The organism is Paenibacillus graminis (assembly GCF_000758705.1).
Taxonomy (GTDB): Bacteria; Bacillota; Bacilli; order Paenibacillales; family Paenibacillaceae; genus Paenibacillus_AQ; species Paenibacillus_AQ graminis.
This window is the reverse complement of record NZ_CP009287.1, coordinates 2,382,579-2,402,340: the sequence shown is the minus strand read 5'-3', so window position 1 is coordinate 2,402,340 and position 19,762 is coordinate 2,382,579. Positions and strand designations below refer to the sequence as shown.

The 19,762-nt window shown below is 51.7% G+C and carries 15 protein-coding genes; 10 read left to right on the top strand and 5 right to left on the bottom strand.

Annotated elements, in window-relative coordinates; genetic code table 11:
• Positions 1-528 precede the first annotated feature (528 nt).
• The 6 genes from PGRAT_RS09700 to PGRAT_RS09675 all read left to right on the top strand — a co-directional run bounded on the left by PGRAT_RS09700 (position 529) and on the right by PGRAT_RS09675 (position 9,227).
• Complete coding sequence (locus PGRAT_RS09700; RefSeq protein WP_025705529.1) at positions 529-1,566, top strand: LacI family DNA-binding transcriptional regulator; 1,038 nt, start codon at positions 529-531, stop codon at positions 1,564-1,566.
• A gap of 327 nt (positions 1,567-1,893) precedes the next feature.
• Positions 1,894-2,556, top strand: coding sequence for a beta-phosphoglucomutase (pgmB, locus tag PGRAT_RS09695; protein ID WP_025705530.1), 663 nt, complete (start codon positions 1,894-1,896; stop codon positions 2,554-2,556).
• A gap of 309 nt (positions 2,557-2,865) precedes the next feature.
• Complete coding sequence (locus PGRAT_RS09690; RefSeq protein ID WP_025705531.1) at positions 2,866-5,184, top strand: glycoside hydrolase family 65 protein; 2,319 nt, start codon at positions 2,866-2,868, stop codon at positions 5,182-5,184.
• Between the two features lie 322 nt (positions 5,185-5,506).
• Entirely contained in the window at positions 5,507-7,195 is a 1,689-nt protein-coding gene (locus PGRAT_RS09685) for a glycoside hydrolase family 13 protein (RefSeq protein ID WP_025705532.1), read from the top strand.
• 150 nt (positions 7,196-7,345) lie between these two features.
• Positions 7,346-8,206, top strand: a complete 861-nt coding sequence (locus PGRAT_RS09680) for an AraC family transcriptional regulator (RefSeq protein ID WP_025705533.1) — start codon at positions 7,346-7,348, stop codon at positions 8,204-8,206.
• A gap of 175 nt (positions 8,207-8,381) precedes the next feature.
• Positions 8,382-9,227, top strand: a complete 846-nt coding sequence (locus PGRAT_RS09675; RefSeq protein ID WP_025705534.1) for a DegV family protein — start codon at positions 8,382-8,384, stop codon at positions 9,225-9,227.
• A 900-nt stretch (positions 9,228-10,127) separates the two neighbouring features.
• Here PGRAT_RS09675 and PGRAT_RS09670 read toward each other — a convergent pair.
• From PGRAT_RS09670 to PGRAT_RS09650, 5 genes are all read right to left on the bottom strand, one after another.
• Positions 10,128-11,786: an ATP-binding protein gene (locus PGRAT_RS09670; RefSeq protein WP_025705535.1), complete on the bottom strand. Its 1,659-nt coding sequence runs from the start codon at positions 11,784-11,786 to the stop codon at positions 10,128-10,130.
• Between the two features lie 282 nt (positions 11,787-12,068).
• On the bottom strand, positions 12,069-12,776 hold the full coding sequence (locus PGRAT_RS09665) for an ABC transporter permease (protein ID WP_244884058.1): 708 nt from the start codon (positions 12,774-12,776) through the stop codon (positions 12,069-12,071).
• The gene (locus PGRAT_RS09660; protein ID WP_042266480.1) at positions 12,760-13,677 is read right to left on the bottom strand and encodes an ABC transporter ATP-binding protein; all 918 of its coding nucleotides are present in this window, start codon (positions 13,675-13,677) and stop codon (positions 12,760-12,762) included. The genes PGRAT_RS09665 and PGRAT_RS09660 overlap by 17 nt, the downstream gene beginning before the upstream one ends.
• A 140-nt stretch (positions 13,678-13,817) precedes the next feature.
• Positions 13,818-14,753: a sensor histidine kinase gene (locus PGRAT_RS09655; RefSeq protein WP_025704319.1), complete on the bottom strand. Its 936-nt coding sequence runs from the start codon at positions 14,751-14,753 to the stop codon at positions 13,818-13,820.
• Complete coding sequence (locus PGRAT_RS09650) at positions 14,750-15,478, bottom strand: response regulator transcription factor (protein ID WP_025704320.1); 729 nt, start codon at positions 15,476-15,478, stop codon at positions 14,750-14,752. Before PGRAT_RS09650 ends, PGRAT_RS09655 begins: the two co-directional genes overlap by 4 nt.
• A gap of 142 nt (positions 15,479-15,620) precedes the next feature.
• Here PGRAT_RS09650 and PGRAT_RS09645 point away from each other — a divergent pair, with 142 nt between their 5' ends.
• From PGRAT_RS09645 to PGRAT_RS09630, 4 genes are all read left to right on the top strand, one after another.
• Complete coding sequence (locus PGRAT_RS09645; protein WP_042266477.1) at positions 15,621-16,598, top strand: phosphodiester glycosidase family protein; 978 nt, start codon at positions 15,621-15,623, stop codon at positions 16,596-16,598.
• Positions 16,595-17,608, top strand: a complete 1,014-nt coding sequence (locus PGRAT_RS09640) for a bifunctional glycosyltransferase family 2/GtrA family protein (protein WP_025708708.1) — start codon at positions 16,595-16,597, stop codon at positions 17,606-17,608. Before PGRAT_RS09645 ends, PGRAT_RS09640 begins: the two co-directional genes overlap by 4 nt.
• Positions 17,609-17,682: 74 nt before the next feature.
• Positions 17,683-17,985 (top strand): hypothetical protein, encoded by a 303-nt coding sequence (locus PGRAT_RS09635; protein ID WP_025708710.1) that lies wholly within the window; start codon positions 17,683-17,685, stop codon positions 17,983-17,985.
• A gap of 270 nt (positions 17,986-18,255) precedes the next feature.
• Complete coding sequence (locus PGRAT_RS09630) at positions 18,256-19,650, top strand: SpoVR family protein (protein WP_025708711.1); 1,395 nt, start codon at positions 18,256-18,258, stop codon at positions 19,648-19,650.
• Positions 19,651-19,762 lie beyond the last annotated feature (112 nt).

Sequence of the window (19,762 nt, the reverse complement as noted above, 5' to 3'; positions counted from 1 at the left end):
GTTTGCAAATAACGAAAAGCCACATTAGATATCATCAATTCAAAAATCGATACAAAACGGCAGCCCAAAACAGCAAATGTAAGCGCTTTTTCTATTCTGTTCACCATACTAATCCAGTATCTGGAATGTTGTCAACCTCCATTTCGAATAGTGCGCAGCGTCTGCTTCAGCGATCCGGATATTGCCTATGGCATGATTTGCACAAAAACACCCCTCAACTTGCACCAGTTTGCACAGATTCAGAATATAACAACATTGAAATAAGCCTTATCTTGCGTAAGAAAAAGCGGATTGTTTCGTTTGCACTTCCTTAACAAATATGCCCCGCTTCCTTGCTCCAGGCTGAAACATCAGCACCCCTTCCCCTTGCCAAATCGCATGTACCAGTGAGAAGTGCAGGGACTGCTAATTCCATCTCTCCAGCAGGACTGCTGCAAATATCCCTGAAAAGGAGTTTCACTATTTACAATTAACAGCACTTCGATTAATATTACAGAGTAAAGCAAACGGTTCCATGAGGAGGTTTCTATGACAGTTACCATCAAGGACGTGGCTAAGAAAGCGGGAGTATCTCCCTCCACTGTATCCCGGGTGTTGTCAGGTCATCCCAGAATTAGCCTAGAAACTTCCCGTAAAGTCAAAGAAATTATGGAGGAAATGGGCTACACTCCGAATATGATGGCCAAAAGCCTGGTTTCGAAGACCACGAACAGCATTTGCATCATTCTACCGAAGCCGGCTGAAGAGCTGTTCTCCAATTTATTTTTTATGGAATTAATCCGCGGGATCGTTACGCAGTCCAGCCGTTCCGGCTATGATGTGCTGATCAGCTCCGGAGCGAACGAGAAGGAAGAGCTGGAATCTGTATCGCGGCTGCTCAAGGGGCGCCGTGTTGACGGCGTTATTCTGCTGTATTCACGCAAAGATGATGCCGTGATTGATTTTCTGGAATCGGGTGGTTATCCCTTTGTTCTGGTAGGGCGAAGTGACCGCTATGAGGATATTTTATCGGTGGATAATGATAATATCATGGCTGCTTTCGATGCTACCAACCACTTGATCTCCATGGGACATGAACGCATTGGCTTCGTGAGCGGGCCGCCCAATCTCATCGTTTCACGCGACCGGCTGGAAGGCTACCGCAAAGCAATGGCAAAGAGCGGACTGGAAATGCGGGCAGAATGGATTGTCGAAGGCGAGTTTCTGCAGGACAGCGGCTACAGGGCCATGTCTTTTTTCATGAATCTCCCGAACCGTCCCACAGCACTCGTTGCAGTCGATGATATGGTTTCTTTCGGTGTACTGAGAGGGTTGAATGAGCTGAACTACAAAGTTCCTGAGGATCTGGCGATCGTCAGCTTTAACAATATTCCATTGTCGGAATTGTCCAGTCCACCGATCAGCAGTATCGATATCGGCATTTATCATCTTGGCTACACAGCTTCCCAGGTGCTGATCCAGAGTATCCAGAAGCCGGATAACCATGACGGATATACGAACCGGTTCGTGATTCCCCACCGCTTGATCATCAGAGAGTCATCCATGCACCCACCCGTAAAAAAGTAATTTGGGAACAAAATAAATGAAGCAACTGATGCTTCATTTATTTTTTCGAAACTTGTACAAACGTTTGCGCTACATAAAAAACTCAGCTTGCTGATAAGTTGTCCCGCTTGCGGTTGTTGCTGACATTACACAATTGTTGCACATTTTGCAGGTTTTTTGCCCGTTCGGCCCATTCAGCAGGCCCATGGTTGTACGTGGTCCAGAATATCGGTGATTTGACACCCTTAACTAACCGGATTGTTGCATACTATGGATGATTTCCGCCAGTCTTAGCGCCATCCGGGAAATTAATGCTTACTTATCATCACAACTTTTAGGAGGTTCATTATGTCAGAAATCAAAGCCTGTTTGTTCGATTTGGACGGCGTGCTCGTCGACACCGCCAAATATCATTACATCGCCTGGAGAGAGCTGGCCGAGCAGCTTGGCTTCATCTTCACTGAGAAAGACAATGAACGGCTTAAGGGCGTCAGCCGGACCGCATCGTTGAACATTCTGCTGGAAATCGGCGGGCTTACCCTCGATGAAACACGCAAAGCCGAGCTAGCCGAGCAGAAGAACAACCGGTACGTCGAATATATCGCCAAGATGGACAGTTCGGAGATTTTGCCGGGTGCACTGGATTTTCTGAAAGAATGCCGTACCCAGGGAATCAAGACAGCCCTTGGCTCGGCCAGCAAAAATGCGATGCTGATCCTGAACAACACTGGTCTTACCCCTTATTTCGATGCCATCATCGACGGTACGCATACCAGCGCCGCCAAGCCCGATCCCGAGGTTTTCCTTCTCGGTGCCAGAGCAACCTCTACTGAACCCAGGCACTGTGTCGTCTTCGAGGATGCCGAAGCCGGAATCACCGCAGCTATCCGCGCCGGCATGCGCAGCGTAGGAATTGGCTCCCCCCAGACATTGGGAGCCGCCAACCTTGTTGTCCCTTCGCTGGCACACATCAGTGTTACAGCCCTCAGGGAATCATTTGCACGTGTTTGACGAACATTAACAGTTATAGGTAATCTGAGTCTCTTCTGCCCTACTTTTTATAAAATGAATTAATATTGACGTTTTAGAGTTATGGTGACGAAGCCGCGGAGCGGAAGTTTGGAACTGTAGGAGCGTCAGCGTCCGCCTTTATAATCAGATTTCAGCCGTCATTCACTGCTTCCCATCAAGGAATCTGATTATAACAGCGGCCGGAAGTCCAAACAATCCGCGCAGGAGCGGCGCTGGCACCAGAATTCTAATCCAAGAGATTTAGTTCATTCTATATCCTCATCCCCTATTTAAAAGGAGCCGGTACTAATGAAACAATATTTAAAAATCGACGAATGGTCCATTATTGAAGAATCCTTTGATCCACAGACCCAGGAAATCTCCGAAAGCGTCTTTAGCATCGGCAACGGGTATATGGGCGGACGCGCCAATTTTGAAGAGCAGTACAGCGGGCACAGCCTGCAGGGCAGCTATATGGCTGGCGTCTACTATCCCGACAAAACACGGGTGGGCTGGTGGAAAAACGGCTATCCGGAGTATTTTGCCAAGGTGCTGAACAGCACGAACTGGATCGGCATCAACATTGATATTGACGGCACACCGCTGGATCTGGCGGCCTGCACCGTCAGCGAATTCCGCCGGGAGCTTAACATGAAGGAAGGCACATTGTCCCGCAGCTTCACCGCAGTAACGGCTGACGGCAAGGAAGTCCGGGTCGACAGCCTCCGTATTGTCAGCATGGCCCGCCGTGAGATTGGCGCCATCCGATACTCGATCAGCCCCGTTAATTTTGCCGGTGAGCTGACCATCACCCCTTACCTGGACGGCGACATCAAGAACAAGGACGCCAACTACGACGAGAAATTCTGGAATGAAGTTGAGAAAAAAGGCGGACCGGATGGCGGACATCTGACACTGAAGACCAAAAAACTTGATTTTCACGTTACCTCTGCCTATCTCTTCGACATCCTCCTGAATGGTGAAAAGCTTGCCAGTGAAGCCGTTACCATCGAGGAAGAGAAATATGTAGCCAGCAAAGTAAGCTTCCCGGTAAAATCCGGCGATCAGGTGGTTATTTATAAGTATGCTGCCAATGTCACCTCCCGCAATCACGGGCTGGGCCAATTGGTGGAAGCAGCAGAAACCGCACTGCACAGCGCCCGGGAAGCCGGTTTTGCGACGCTTTTGACCGAACAGGCTGAGGCATGGAAAGATAAGTGGAAGGAAAGCGACATTATCATTGAAGGCGATGTATCCGCGCAGCAGGCGATCCGCTTCAATATTTTCCAGTTGAATCAGACCTATACCGGCGAAGACGACCGGCTGAACATCGGTCCTAAGGGCTTCACCGGAGAAAAATACGGCGGCAGCACCTATTGGGATACTGAAGCTTATTGTGTGCCTTTCTACTTAAGTACCGCCGATTCTTCGATTGCCCGCAACCTGCTGATCTACCGTTACAAGCATCTGGAGAAGGCGAAGGAAAACGCCCGCAAGCTCGGCTTTAAAAAAGGCGCGCTGTATCCAATGGTAACGATGAACGGTGAGGAGTGCCACAATGAGTGGGAGATTACGTTCGAAGAGATCCACCGCAACGGCGCCATTGCTTATGCTATCTATAACTATGTGAACTACACCGGAGACCAAGCCTATCTTGGGCAGTATGGCCTGGAGGTGCTGGTGGAAATCTCCCGCTTCTGGGAGGAACGCGTGCACTACGTGCCGCATAAGGACAAATATGTAATGCTCGGAGTCACCGGACCGAATGAATACGAGAACAATGTCAACAACAACTGGTATACGAACCGGATGGCCTCCTGGACGATGGAATACACCCTGGAAGCGCTGAAGTATCTGCAGGAGAATGAGTCCGCCCGTTATGCGGAGCTTGTTGATAAGCTGGAGCTGGCAGAGGATGAAACCGCAAAGTGGAATGATATTATCGCCAAAATGTACTATGCAGCCGATGAGGAACTCGGAATCTTCCTGCAGCAGGACGGCTTCCTTGACAAAGAGATCATTCAGGTCAAGGATGTGCTGCCCGAAAATCTCCCGCTGAATCAAAAATGGTCCTGGGACCGCATTCTGCGCTCCTGCTTCATCAAACAGGCCGATGTGCTGCAGGGACTCTATTTCCTCGGTGACCGTTATGATCTGGAGACCAAAAAGCGGAATTTCGACTTTTATGAACCGATTACCGTCCATGAGTCCTCCCTCTCCCCTTGCATCCATGCGATTCTCGCCTGTGAGCTGGGATACAAGGAAAAGGCATATGAAATGTACCTGCGCACATCAAGATTGGATCTCGACAATTACAACAACGATACGGAAGACGGCTGCCATACCACCAGTATGGCCGGAACCTGGATGTCGATCGTGCATGGCTTTGGCGGACTGCGGGTGCAGGCTGACCGGCTGATCCTGAATCCCTCCAATCCGGGCCACTGGACCGCTTATTCGTTCAAAATCATGTTCCGCGGCTCCCGCCTGAAGGTAAGTGTAACCGACGTGCAGGTTACGGTCGTCAATGAAACGGATATTCCGGCGTCCATCACGATTTTTGGCAAGGACTATACAGTGAACGGGCTGAGCAGCGTCACTGCCGAAGGCTCATCCGTTACGGTGTAATTGTTGCTGCTGCCCCGAAGGCTTAAGCTTCTTCGGGGCTATTTATATACGCTGGGCTGGAAAATAGAATCTGCAGGAAGGCTGGAGGGGAAATCTGGAAGTGTAGGAGCGATAACGTCCGCCTGAAAGCTTTTCGCAGAAAAGCCCGCGTCGGAAGCATAGGCAGTCTCCGGATTTCAACCGTGGGAAGTGGTATCAATTGAACAAATCCGGATACAACAGCGGCCGGAACTCCAACTCTTCTCTATAGCCGAGACGGCTGCTGATTCCATTTTCAAAGCAGAATATAAATTCCCAATCCCATTCAAAGGAGCGAATTTGCATGAACAGAACCTTTTGGAAAGAAGCCGTTGTCTATCAGATCTATCCACGCAGCTTCCAGGACAGCAACGGAGACGGAATCGGAGATTTGCGCGGGATTATCTCCCGTCTCGATTATCTGCACAAGCTGGGGGTCGATGTCGTCTGGCTGTCGCCGGTCTACAAATCTCCAAATGACGATAATGGCTATGATATCAGCGATTACGAGGACATTATGGATGAATTCGGCACCCTTGGCGACTGGGAGGATCTGCTGAACGGGCTGCATGCACGCGGCATCAAGCTGATGATGGACCTTGTCATCAACCATTCCTCGGATGAGCATGCCTGGTTCGTGGAATCCCGTTCCTCTAAGGATAATCCATACCGGGATTATTACATCTGGCGGCCCGGCGGCCCGAATGGCGAGCTGCCGAACAATTGGAGCTCCATCTTCAGCGGCCCGGCCTGGGAACTGGATGAAAAAACAGGCGAATATTATCTGCATCTCTTCTCACGCAAGCAGCCGGATCTCAACTGGGAGAATCCGAAGCTGCGTGAGGCGCTGTACAAGATGATGGCTTTTTGGCTGGACAAAGGGGTAGACGGGCTGCGGATGGACGTCATCAATATGATTTCCAAGGTGGAAGGCCTGCCTTCGGCCTATTATGAGGGTCTTGCTCCCGGCGAGCTGGCCGGCGGCGGACAATATTATATGAACGGCCCGCGTGTCCACGAATATTTGCAGGAAATGAACCGGGAGGTTCTCTCCAAATATAATGTAATGACCGTTGGTGAGACACCGGGTGCTACGGTAGAAGACGCCATCCTGTATACCGCTGAAGACCGGAATGAGCTGCAGATGGTCTTTCAATTCGAGCATATGGATATAGACTCCGGCCCCGGCGGCAAATGGAATGTCACTCCCTGGAACTTGACCAAGCTGCGCGATATCCTGCATAAATGGCAGGTAGGTCTGGCGGACCGCGGCTGGAACAGCCTGTACCTGAACAACCATGACCAGCCCCGGATGGTTTCCAGATTCGGCAATGACCGGGAATACCGTGTGATTTCGGCCAAAATGCTTGCTACCCTGCTGCATACGCTAAAAGGCACGCCCTACATTTATCAAGGTGAGGAAATCGGCATGACGAACGTGCAGTTCCCGCAGCTTGAAGATTACAAGGATATTGAAATCCATAATATGTACAAGGAAAAGGTAACGGATGGCGGCGGCGATCATGAAGCCACCCTGAAGGCGATCCATGTCAAAGGCCGGGACAATGCCCGCACGCCTATGCAGTGGGACTCCTCCCCCAATGCCGGATTTACCGAAGGAACGCCGTGGCTCAAGCTCAATCCGCGCTATGAGGAGATCAATGTGGAACAGGCGCTGGCTGATCCGGATTCGGTATTTTATTATTATCAGAAGCTGATTAGTCTGCGCAAAAACCATCCTGTTATGGTCTATGGCGATTACGAACTGCTGCTGCCGGAGCATGAATTCATTTATGCCTATACCCGGACGCTGGAAGGGGAACGGTGGCTGATCTTGTTGAATTTCTGCGAACACCCGCAGACCGTAGATCTCCTGGAGGAGCTGAACGCCGTGACCGAAACGGTCATCAGCAACTATCCTGAGGAGCAGCCGGCCATGGACCGGGAAACCCTGCGTCCTTATGAAGCCAGAGTCTGCCGTCTGGGGGGCTGACTCCCTCCCCACTCCTGGGCTATACTATAAGGGACATGCTCTGCTGGATGCGCGGACGGGGTCTGACCTGACCTGTCTGCAACGAGCAGAGAATAACAGGACGACCCGGGAGCAGGCATGGTAGGATGGGTTCAAAGGGAGATGGCAGACTTGGAATGGCTGATCCGTATGAAAGATGCACTGGATTACATGGAGAGCAAAATGACGGAGCCACTGCGCATTGAGGACGTTGCCAAGGTGGCCCACGTCTCTCCGTTTCACTTTCAGCGGATGTTCGCCATGCTGACCGGAGTGACGGTGGCAGACTATATCCGCAAACGGAGATTGACCCTGGCAGCCCAGGAGCTGGCGATTTCAAAGATCAGGGTGCTCGATGTGGCGCTGAAATACGGATACGAGTCCCCCGAGGCGTTCGCCAAAGCGTTCCGCAAGGCGCATGGGCTAACCCCCTCCTCCGCACGGGAGCCTGGGGTACAGCTCAAAGCGTTCCCCCGCCTCTCCTTCCATCTATCATTGAAGGGAGATCAGGAAATGGAATACAAAATCGTAGAGAAACCTGCTTTTACCGTTATCGGTAAATCCATGGAGGTGACTACCCGGGACGGAGAAAATCTCCGCAGAATCCCCGAGTTTTGGAATGAATGCAATGCGGACGGCACTTCGGATAAGCTGATTGAAGTTGGCACGGGCAAAGATTGGCTCGGCATCTGTATGAGCATGGACATGGAGAAGGAGCTGCTGTCCTACTGGATCGGAGTGGAAGGCACACCCGAAACCGACCCGCAAGGCTACGAGACCGCAGTGATTCCAGCTGCAAGCTGGGCCGTATTCACTTCAGCCGGCCCTATGCCCGATGCGATTCAGAAGGTGTGGCAGCGGATTTTTCAGGAATGGTTCCCGGGAACCGGCTATGAGCATACGGGCGGACCGGAGTTTGAGTTGTATCCGCCAGGCGATACGGGTGCAGAGGATTATGTCTGTGAAGTGTGGATACCGGTGCTCAAGAAGTAACTTTCCTACAACTGTTTTCAAGATCAGCCGTCAGAAGCGGCTGGTCTTTTTTTCGCCGCTTCGGCAGCAAAACTATGATTTCATTTTGAGAATCCGTGCAGGCTTGGTATAATTACAGATTATATAGATCATATTATGGAAGATTGTCATCCGAGAACCGGTGAAGGAGAAATTCATGTCTATCGTAAAAATCTTTTCAGACAGCACTTCCGATTTGCCGCAAGGCTGGAAGAAAACGTATGATATTGGCATCATTCCGCTGTATGTCGTATTTGATGACGCTACTTACAGGGATGGGGTGGATATTACACCTGAGGAAGTGTACCGCCGGGTAGCCGCTCAAGGTGCCCTGCCGAAGACAGCTGCCCCCTCGCCCGCAGATTTTATGGCTGCCTTTGAGCCGGTGATCCGCAGCGGAGGAGATATCGTCTATATCAGTCTATCCTCTGCTTTATCCTCTACATATCAGAATGCCCTGCTCGCGGCAGGCGAGTTCCCGGAAGGCCGGGTGCAGGTCGTAGATTCCGAGACGCTGTGCGGAGGGATTGCCCTCCTGGTCATGAAGGCTGCCCGTGCAGCCGCCAAAGGCCAAAGTGCTCTGGAAATTGCCGCAATGGTGAAAAAGTGCCGCAGCCAGGTGGAAACGGAGTTTGTTGTAGATACGCTGGACTACCTGTACATGGGCGGACGCTGCTCCGGCATGCAGAATTTTATCGGCAGCCTGCTGAAGATCCGACCTGTGCTGCGTTTGATTGACGGCGCCATCGTGCCGGTCAGCAAGATTCGCGGCAAAAAGGAAAAAGCTGTCGAGCAGATGCTCCACCACGCCCTGGAGCATGCCGGTGATATCGACAAAGAGCTTATCATTGTTGCCCACACCCTCGCGGAAGAGGATGCCAAGTATTTGGAGAAAGCACTGCGTGAGCAGACGGGTTCCGGCGAAATCGCCATCATTCACGCAGGCTGTGTGATAGGAAGCCACTGTGGTCCAGGTACCGTCGGCCTCATGTATATGCATTAGAAGCCAGTTGAGAGGCTGGCAAGTTGGCAGGCCGGCAGGCGGCCAGTTCTTGCTGCTCTGCTCTTGCTCTTCTGGCTCTTCTTGCTCTTGCTGCTCTTGCTCCTCTGCTTTTGCTCTCATGGTTCTTAATTCAGCCGCAACGAATAGTCAAGAATTTTCCTGTGACGAACCTGTTGTCTGCAGTTTATGCGGATATGGGTTCTTTTTACATTGCGCCGCCTCCCCCTTATTCGCACGAGCCCAAAGGCGTCGCTAGTAAATAATATTGATAGCTTGGAGTTCAGGAGTTCAGGAGTTCAACAATTACATAATCCATCCTCCAGTGGAATTTCTCCACCTAATATTTTATTTTTCGTTCTTTTATGGGATTTAGGTGGAATGTATCCACTTACATCGGAAAAAAAATCCAACAATGGCCCATATACACCGTTCCCGATTTAATCAGATTCACTTTTTCCACTTAACTCAAGGATTATCGGGAATTTGACTGAATTAGGTTTACTTTTTCCACTTAGCAACAGCGAACTTTGACCAACCGTGTGAGATGATACTGATAAACGGGCCTCCCCACAAAAAAACAGCAGGTCCCCGTCATAGGAGACTTGCTGTTTGGGATAATAGGGCTTGCTGCCGCTAGAGGGCTTGCTTCCGCTAGCGGGCTTGCGGCTGTGAATGCCTTGTCACCCTCTTCGATGCAGTCCCCTCGTTCCATGGTGTCCTAGTTCCCTGCTTTCTTACACCTCTAGTTCCCTGCTTCTTTGGTGCCCCCTTCGATCCCAGCTTACTGGCCTGGCTGCCTGCAGCTTAACTCCAATCTGCAGCAGCTCAGCCCCTACATCAAAGGCCGCCCGAAGACCTCCAGCCTCCGGCTGTCCGGCTTCCGGCCACACCAGGGCAGCCTTAAGGAGTGATATCCGCCTCCATCTCCTCCTTAACGAAAGGAAGCATGAAGCGGAAGGTGGAGCCCCGGTCCTCTTCGCTCTCTACAAAAATCGTTCCGCCCATCAGCTCCACCAGCTGCTTGCAGATGGCCAGTCCTAGTCCCGTGCCGCCGTATTTGCGGTTGATGAAGGGATGAAGCTGGGAAAAGGATTGAAACAGCAGATTCAGCTTACTGTCGGCAATCCCCACCCCCGTATCCCGCACTGAAAATTCCAGCAGATACTCCGGCGAAGCCGGCAGCTGAATATTCTTCACGGACAGGGTAACGCTGCCCCGTTCGGTGAATTTCAGGGCATTGCCGACGAGATTCACAATAATCTGGCGCAAGCGGCTGGGGTCGGTAGTGACCATGGACGGCACACTGGTATCCGCCCACCACCGCAGCGCCAGCTTTTTCTCTTCCGCTTTGGGGGTAAATAAATCTATAATGCTCTCCATCATCTCACGCAGATCAAATTTCTCTGACACCAGCGGCATTTTACCGGCTTCCATCTTGCTGAAATCGAGGATGTCATTCAGGATTTTGAGCAGGCTGTAGCTGCTGTTACGCAGAATCTCAGCATAGGTGCGCTGTTCTTCCTCAAGCTCCGTTTCCAGCAGGAGGTCAGCCATCCCGATCATCCCGTTCATTGGAGTGCGGATCTCATGGCTCATCATGGCAAGAAAATCCGCTTTAGCCTGAGCGGCCTGCTCTGCCGTTTCTTTGGCCCGGAGAATCTCCCGTTCATTCGTAATATCGCTGAAGGAACCCACCACCCCGCATATCCTGCCTTTATGCATAAGCGGGGCAATCCGGTAGCTGGCAAAAAAGCTGGTGCCGTCTTTCCGCCAGAAGATTTCGTCCCCTTTGCTGCGTGTACGGCCGTCCTGGAGGGTCTGCGAGATCGGACATTCAATCTGGTACCTTGACCCGTCTCCATGGATATGATGAACCTGTCCGGCAAAAGTCCGGCCAATCAATTCAGCGGGAGTATATCCCAGCATATCTGCCCCTTCACGATTGATAAAAAATGTTCTTCCCTGTGTATCCAGTCCAAAAATCCCCGCCGCAACAGAGTTCAGTATCAGGCCAAGATGCTTGTCCTCAGACATCTCCAGCACCAGCTCTGCCTGCTGTTGTTCCGCTGCTGCCCCCATTGCGGCAAGTATCTCTTCATGCCCCGGTGTCCGGTCATCCGTCCATTCCATGGGAGGTTCCTCCCGGGTGATGAGACTGCCGAGCCACTCTTCAACCTCAAGCGGAAGACCGCGGCTCTGGTCATAATGAACAATAGCAAATACGCCTGCGATCCCTTCTTCAGCTTTTATTGGCACATACGTAATGGCCGCAGGGCGGCTTCCGCTCCCCTCTTCCACCTGCAGCTCAACCCCGGAGCCGATACCTCCAAGCGCTGCGGCAAAATATTCCTCCCCTGGGGGCTGTGGCCGGGAACCCGGCAACGGCTTATGGAGCAGCGAATCTGCTCCAGCGGCTGCTTCAAAAGCACGGTTGCTCTCCACATAGTACCCCTGCCTGTCCAGCACAATTATCAGGTCGGGATGATGATCATATAACGCTTTATAGGCGCCTTCCTCCGAAAGCACCCGGTCCAGAATGGAAGACCATTTTATAGGCATAGCCCACCTCCTCTGCTGCTTTAATCCTGTATCCTCTTCTACTCAGAAGCTGCGGATAAACTTTATATGTAATTTCAATCTGTACCCCGCTCGGAATTTGCTGAATTTTATACTATTATAGCAAAAAAACCGCAGTTGGTCGCCATGTAAAACATTGACACCAAGCGGTTTTTTGGGAAAAAGGCCCCCCGGAAGATCAGCAAGGACCTAGAACACATCCTTAACCTCACTACAGAGGAACCCTGGTAACGAGAACGCTCCTATAGATAGCTTGATTTACATTCAGGCAATATCCTTTTGTTCGATATTCCGGATCGACAGGTAAGCGATGGCTACGCCAAGCAGGCTGAAGAAGATGGAGATCCCTACCAGATTGCTCATCCGGAAGCCGCCAAAATCGGAGGAACTCACGCCGACAAACAGCACCGCAGTAACTATGGTAGCGGGTACGGATTTTTTACGCATTCCGATGTATAAAGGAATGAGTCCAATTCCTGCCGCATAGATCGCATCTGCCCCTATGCGGACCACCTCTCGAGAAATCGCAGTGAGCTCCAGCTGTCCCGGAATCACATGAGTGAAAGAGTTAATTCCAATCAGAAGGGCGCCAATCAGAATATCTGATATAAAAACGCTGAGCAGTGTAAAGAGGAAGACGATGATAATTTTGGCAGCCAGGAGTTTTTTACGGGAGATCGGGTACATAAAGAGCAATGTAATGGTATTGTTCTTATACTCGTCGATCACCAGCTTGCTCAGCACAACCGAAGCAAACACCACAAAGGTCACTTTGACCAAAATATACAAGCCTTCTAACATCTCTGCATAAGTCTTGAATTCCCCTCTGCCGCTGCCGTCCTCAGCGTCAACGTAAGTAAGCAGAAGCATAAAGCCAAGAATCAATAAGACGGCAATGGCCACACCTTTGAGCATGCCAAACAGCTTATTTTTACGGATTTCCAGTTGTATCAGCTTAAGCAATGCCTTCACCCCCCATCAGTTCCACAAAATGATCTTCCAGCGAAAGATTCTTTTTACTCAGGCTGTCCAGCTCTACGCCCGCTTCTATCAGTGCTTTATTCAGTTCAAGCTGCTGTACGGCATCGTAAATGCGGATCGTGCGGGGGTCCAGCACCTTGAAGTTGGTGAGGCCCAGCTTGTGCTCCAGCACATACACCGCTTTGCTGCTCTCTCCGGTAATCAGTTCAATGTATTGCGTGTTCTGGCTGCGGATCCTATCCATCGCTACTTCCTCCAGCAAAATTCCGTCACGGATCACGCCGATGGTGTCGGCGACCTGTTCAATCTCCCCCAGAAGGTGGCTGGAGATCAGCAGCGTTATTCCATATTCCCGGCTCAGCATGCGGAATACTTCACGCAGTTCCTTGATACCCATGGGGTCCAATCCGTTGATCGGCTCATCCAGAATGAGCAGCTCCGGTTTGGTCATTACCGCCCGGGCAATGCCCAGCCGCTGCTTCATCCCCAGGGAGAACTGCTTGACCGGCTTTTTGTCCACACCCCTCAGCTTGACCAGCTCCAGCGCTTCTTCCATGGCCTTCGCATCGTAGTACCCCATATACTCCCCGTGCAGCTGGAGGTTTTCTCTCGCCGTCAGTTTGTCGTAGAACACCGGATATTCAATAATGCAGCCCATACGCTTCAGCATTTCATAGGAATGGTCCGTCATGCTCTCTCCAAAAAATTCAATATTCCCCGCTGTCGGCTTCACCAGATTGGTGATCATTTTCATCACCGTGGTTTTGCCCGCTCCATTCGGTCCCAGGAAACCGTAAATTTCACCTTGCTTGATGCTCATGTTCACGCCGCGAACAGCCTCTTTACCTTGATACTCCTTGGTTAAATCCCAAGTCCGCAATATGGTGGTCATTTCCGTTATCCCCTTTGGCTTCTTCGTTTATCTTCCTGGTTCTTATTGTACACAGCGGAATTTTCTTTTTTATTACCTGAACCTTACAAAATTCTTAAGCTGCAGACATAAGCCCCGGGAAGCCGCGACCAATAGGAGCGTCAGAAAGTCTGCCTGCGAAAAGAAAGCGTAAATGCTGTTTTGACATGAGGTTTGCTGCGCAAGGTAATGCTGCCGTTCATCTGTTCTGTCAGCCGTTTGGTGATGGTCAGCCCCAGTCCGCTCCCCTGGTAATCGCGGTTGCGTGAATCCTCCAGCGTATAGAGCCGCTCAAAAACCTTGTCCTGGTCGCTTTCGGTGATGCCCTTGCCCCGGTCCCACACCTCTATGCACACCTGATCCCCGTCGCTGTACAGCCTGAGTCCAAGCACCCCGCCGGCATCCCCATACTTGATTGCATTGGAGATCAGATTCGACAGCACCCTGTCCAGCGCCTCTTCGTTGCCCATGATATACAGCGCCTCATCCGGGAGCTCAATGTCCACTTCACTGCCCTTGGCATTGAGAATTTCGTAGAAGGAGAGGATGTTTCTCCGGCAGACCTCCCCCAGCTCCACCCGTGACAGGGGAATCTCCTTGTCCCCGCTCTCCAGCTTGGCCAGATCAAAAAAACTGTTCATCAGCCGGATCACTTCTCCTGCCTTGGCATGGATCGTATGCAGAATCCTCTCCTGCTCCTCCTTGGCCATCGCCTGATCCTGAAGAACCGTTTCAATATAACCGAGCACCACCGTCAGCGGGGTTTTCAGATCATGAGAGATGTTCGCCAGCATGCTGCGCATGGATTTCTCCAGCTTGGCAAGCTCCACCGCTCCCCTGTGATTGACGTCCAGCAGCCGGTTCAGATCGGTAAGCAGAATTTGCAGATGAGGATCATTGTTGAACAAAAGCAGCCTTTCGTGCGACCCCCGGCCCAGAATATCCGTAAGCTTGGTATGGATATAGTCGAGCTGGCGGGAATGCTCCCGCAAACGCAGGTACTGCCATAGGACCACAAGCAGAAGCAACAGTACCGCCACACTCCAAAAAGCAATCATTCCAGCACATCCCCCAGCTTGTAGCCAATGCCCCACAGCGTTTTGATGTACTCCGGCTTCGACGGGTCATCTTCAATTTTTTCACGCAATCTGCGCATATGTACATTAATGACATTCTCATCCCCGTAATAATCATCGTCCCAGACACTGTTGTAAATCTGCGATTTGGTATATACCCGTCCGGGACTGCTTACGAACAACCCTAGAATCTGGAACTCCTTGGCGGTCAGCTTGACCTCCTCGCCGTTCTTCAGCACCGAGAAATTATCGAGATCCACGGTAAGTCCGCGCAGTGAAATTATATTAGCCTTCTCCTGCACCGGAGCCGCTTCCTGACTGGGAACTCCCACAGCAGCATACCCGGCCCTGCGGATTGCCGCCTTCACCCGCGCTGCCAGCTCAATCATCGAGAACGGCTTCGTAATATAATCATCCGCGCCGAAGCCGAGGCCCAGCGCCTTGTCCACATCACTGTCCTTTGCGGACATAATCAGCACAGGCACCAGGCTGTCCCGGCGAATCGTCTGAAGTACATCGCTGCCGCTCCGTTTGGGAAGCATCAGATCCAGCAGAACCAGATCATAAGCCCCGCCCCGGTGAAAAAGCTTCTCCGCCGCATCCCCGTCGAATGCCGTCTCCACCTCATACCCCTCTTTGACCAAATACGAGCGCACCATTTCACTGATTGCCTCGTCATCCTCTATTAACAGCACGCGCTGTGGCATGTCAGAACCTCCCTGTAATTCAAAATACGCTGGTTAAAGTATACCATCAATCCAAATCATCCGGTCCATTTCTATTTCAGTTTCACTAAAGGTAGCCCAGGTATGATCATTTTAACAACTTACTTGATGAGGTGATCCTTTAATGAAAAACATGCGGACAAGACAAGCCTGGAGCTTCAAACGCAACCTGCTGATCGTGATGATTGTGGTCCTCCTGGGTCTCGGTACAGTGATATATAGTCTCGCAGACCGTTACCTGATCGAACATGTCGAAGTCGCCGCAGCGGATGATACAGCCGCAGCAAGCTCCAGTACGGCAGCAACCACAGCCGCAGCCTTAGCCGAGGTTAACGCGGCTTCAGACGACTGGAATTATTCCAGCGACGATATCCAGATCCGGATCGACCAGGTGCAGACCGGGTCCGGCACAGACCAGATCACCTATTTTGTCGCAGATGTGGTCCTTAAGGATGCCAGCAGCCTGCGGTCTGCTTTTGCCGACAACAGCTTTGGCACCAATATCACGGAGGATACCTCGGAGATCGCCTCCAGCAACAATGCGATCTTTGCCATCAACGGCGATTATTATGGCTTCCGCAACGACGGGGTGATTATCCGGAATGGCACCGTCTACCGCGATGACCCGGTGCGGGATGCGATGGCGCTGTTCGGGGACGGGACAATGCAGACCTACAACGAGGAGGAAGTTTCTTCGTCCGACCTCCTGGCGCAAGGAGCCGCCAACACGCTGTCCTTCGGGCCGATTCTGATCCAGGACGGCAAGATCGCCAGTGATTTCAGCAATGTTAAAATCGATACCAACTTAGGCAACCGCTCCATCCAGAATGCAAATCCCCGGACCGCAGTTGGCATGATTGCACCAAACCATTATGTATTCGTCGTAGTGGACGGGCGCAGTGAAGGGTATAGCCGGGGGATGACCCTAACCGAGCTGGCGAATGTCATGTCTGATCTCGGAGCCACCGAAGCCTACAATCTGGACGGCGGCGGTTCATCCACCATGTATTTCATGGGACGGGTCGTGAATAATCCGCAGGGCAAGAACCAGGAACGCGGCGTCAGCGACATTCTGTATATCAAGGAGGGGGCAACATCATGACTATATTGATCCCGGCTTATGAGCCAGATGAACGGCTGCTGGATTTAATTGAACAGCTCTGCGATTACCAGCTTGGGCCGATTGTCCTTGTAGATGACGGCAGCGGCCCGGCTTACCGGGGGATCTTCAACATTGCAGAAGCATTCGGCTGCACGGTTCTGACCCATCCGCTCAATTTCGGAAAAGGGCTCGCCCTCAAAACAGGGTTCCGGTACATCCACGAGGCCGGGCTGCCAGGCTATGTGGTCTGTGCGGATAGTGACGGCCAGCATCTGCCCCATGACATTAAGCGGATTGCCGAGGTGCTCCTGAACCAGACCACTCCCGGAATCGTCCTGGGCAGCCGCCGCTTCAGCGGGACCATTCCCCTGCGCAGCCGCTTCGGCAACGCTGTGACACGTGTTGTCTTTTCCCTGACGACAGGCACCAAAATTTATGATACCCAGACCGGTCTGCGCGGCTTCTCCCCCCAGCTGCTGGACTGGCTGTGCCGGATTCCCGGCGAACGGTTCGAATATGAAATGAATATGCTGCTCACCGCCCGCCAGGAGGGCTATACGATTACCGAAGAGTTCATCGATACCGTCTATCTGGATAACAATAAATCATCCCATTTCCGGCCTTTGGCGGATTCCTTCCGGATCTATCTGCCGATTCTAATGTTCAGCACTTCATCGCTGGTATCGGCCCTGCTCGACTTCACACTGTTGTTCCTGTTCCAGCGTCTCAGCCATAACCTGTTCCTGTCGGTTGCCGCCGCAAGATTATGCAGCTCCATCTTCAACTATTCCATGAACCGCAGATACGTGTTCACCGGCGGCAAACCCTCCAGGCTGCACAAGTCGCTGCCCAAATACTTTGCACTGGTGCTCCTCGTGCTGCTGTTCAATTACGGGCTGCTCTATTTCTACAATGAAAAGCTGATCATCCCGCTCGCCGCCGCCAAGCTGCTGACTGAAGTTTCAATCTTCCTGTTCAGCTACTGGGCGCAGCGGAGGTTTGTGTACTAGACCTATAAATTTTCCAACTTCTTAAAGAATTAGATTTTATAAAATGTTATAATATCAAAAAGGCGGTGAGCAGAATGTCCATTTCAAAAGAACAACTGGAGCAAAGCTTTCAAGGCAAGTCTTTTGTTGAACTTAAAGACCTGGTCCAGTTAATCGAAGAAAACTTCGGATTCAACGTTACGCTACAAAGGAAAGATGAAAAGCCTGTATTTACGGACGAACAGAAGAAAAGAATGACGTCAGTAATTTTTAAAGATAAGGCCGTTCTCTCCCAGCTTCAGCAAGCTCAAAAAGATCGCAAGGATGGAATTTCCACATACAGTGACAGCGAAGAAGAGTTTGCACAATTACTGGGAGAGGCCCTGAATGAAAACTGACCGATACAAGGTTCTCTGGACCACGTATGCGCGGGTAGCTCTTGCCCGAATGAAGGAATTTAAAGTGGACCCGATGAATGTCTTCAGGCGGATCGAATTGCTACCCACCAATTTACACGAAGCCTCTTTATCCATATTCAGCCCCCCATCATACTCCCCTCCCTCCTTCCATATACATTAGAAGAACAGTTCCGGAAGTGCCGCAGCACCTTGGCGGCCTTGTCAGAATCAGTTGCAGCATAAGCCCAAGCTGGAGGGAGAGATGGATTCATGCCCGGAGATGAGATTCAAGCACTGGAACGGGCGATTGCCGAAATTACGGAGATTGCTTCCGGGTTTGGGCTGGATTTTTACCCGATGCGTTATGAGATATGCCCCGCCGACATCATTTATACATTCGGTGCCTACGGGATGCCTACCCGGTTCGGGCACTGGAGCTTCGGCAAGACGTTCCACAAGATGAAGTCGCAGTATGATTTTGGACTCAGTAAAATCTATGAGCTTGTCATTAACTCCAATCCCTGCTACGCCTTCCTGCTGGACGGCAACTCCCTGGTCCAGAACAAGCTGATTGTCGCGCATGTCCTCGCCCACTGCGATTTCTTCAAAAACAACATGCGCTTCTCCATGTCCAACCGCGACATGGTCGAGAGCATGTCGGCCACCGCGGACCGGATCGCTGATTATTCAGTGACGTATGGTATAGATACCGTGGAGAGCTTCATCGATTCCGTGCTGGCGGTTCAGGAGCATATCGACCCCAGTCTGATCCAGCCCCGCAAGCTGGGCAAGACCCACCTGCTCGAAGCCAAGATGAAGGAGCGCAAGGAGGCTCCTCCCGGAGGCGCCGGACCGGCGAATCCCTACGATGAGCTGTGGGATCTGGAGAACGGCAAAACGGCCGGCCCCGAACCGGAAACAGCCGGGAAGCGCAAGTTCCCGCCTGAGCCGGAGAAGGATATGGTCTGGTTCATCCAGCAATATTCAACGGCGCTGGAAGATTGGCAGCGCGACATCATGACCATGCTGCGTGACGAAATGCTCTATTTCTGGCCGCAGATGGAGACGAAGATCATGAACGAGGGCTGGGCTTCGTATTGGCATCAGCGGATTATGCGCGAGCTGGACCTGACGCCTGAGGAGACGGTGGAATACGCCAAGCTCAATTCCTCGGTTGTTCAGCCCTCCCGGCAGAGCCTCAACCCTTACTACCTGGGGTTGAAGATCTTCGAGGACATCGAGCGCCGCTGGGACCGTGACAAAATGTTCGAGGTACGAGAGCTGGACTCGGACATCTCTTTTATCCGCAGCTATCTGTCGAAGCAACTGGTCAATGACCTGGATCTCTACGTCTTCGAGAAGAAAGGCCCGGAGTGGAAAATTACCGACAAGGCCTGGGAAAATGTGCGTGACCAGCTGGTGCTGGCCCGGGTCAACGGCGGCTCGCCGTACCTGGTCATTGAGGATGCGGACTACGAGCGCAACGGCGAGCTGCTGATCGTCCACCGCTACGAGAGCATCGAGCTGGATCTGAAATATCTGGAGCGCACACTCCCGCATATCTACGCTCTCTGGGGCCGGAGCGTACATTTACAGACGGTCGTGGAGGATAAAAAAGCGCTCTTCTCGTATGACGGGAAGAAGGTGCAGCGGCGGTTTTTGTAGTCTACTCTCCATTGCCCGCCGGACTAATATAAACTGAACCCGATTCCACCCTCATTCCCCCCTGCTACCCGGCAGGGGTATTTAAATTCCCTTTGTTTCAGCAGCTTAAATA